An 853-nucleotide genomic window follows, 5' to 3' on the forward strand; every position below is an offset into this window, starting at 1 on the left:
GTTAAGTTTTCATAATGCTTATAAAACACGTGGCGCATTCGTTTGCACTTCTTACGATCGTAATCATCAAACTCATTTTGTACCTTCCTTCGCACTCTTTCTAGAGCCCAATAGATATACCGGCAAAAGTGAAATCGATCAGCTACTACAACCGGTCGTCCCAGGGCTTGATCAACAGCTGCTTTGAAGGAATGACTCATGTCCATGACCACAACCTCTACGTTATCTCCATGTTCCCGTAAATAAGCCATTAGCGTCTCTTTTTTGCGGTCTTTCAAGATCTCTAATGGTTTTCTTTCAACCGGATCGGCAATAATCGTTTGATACTTTTCGCCACCTGCATCCCCCTTATATTCATCTATCGCAATAACCTCAGGTAACTTCTTTGTTTCGCTTAACATCGAAGCACTAACCTGATCAAAACGGCGCATAACCGTTGTAGGAGAGGTGTCGAAGCGTTCCGCTACATCCTTAAAGTTCTTACCATTGATTAACTCAATACCTATCGCCTGGTTAAACTCTAGGGACTGCCTTTGATAACGCTCCACAATCGAATTATCTTCATAAAATCGTTTACCGCAGTTTTCATTTTCACAAGCATACCGACGTTTCCGGTAAAATAAGGCTGTTCGTCTACCAAAGATTTGATTATGTTTAATCTTTTGTATACGATAATCATGAACTCGATCCGTTACCTCTTTACAAGAAGGACATAAGTGGGGTACACGCTCCAGTTCCACATGAAGTTGGTAATATCCATCTTTCTCGAATGATTTGGTAATGATAAACCCTTCTAATCCTGGTAAAGAAATGTTAGAATTCAATTGCACGCATCTCCTTTTTGTGGTTGTTT

At 40.4% G+C, this 853-nt stretch carries 1 protein-coding gene; it reads right to left on the minus strand.

Annotated elements, in window-relative coordinates; translation table 11 throughout:
* Positions 1-830: ISL3 family transposase (locus tag ABD006_RS17895; RefSeq protein WP_343844103.1), on the minus strand; the 830-nt coding region annotated here is incomplete at its 3' end.
* Positions 831-853: the final 23 nt, after the last annotated feature.

It is taken from the genome of Salinibacillus aidingensis (genome assembly GCF_039522525.1).
Lineage (GTDB): Bacteria > Bacillota > Bacilli > Bacillales > Alkalibacillaceae > Salinibacillus > Salinibacillus aidingensis.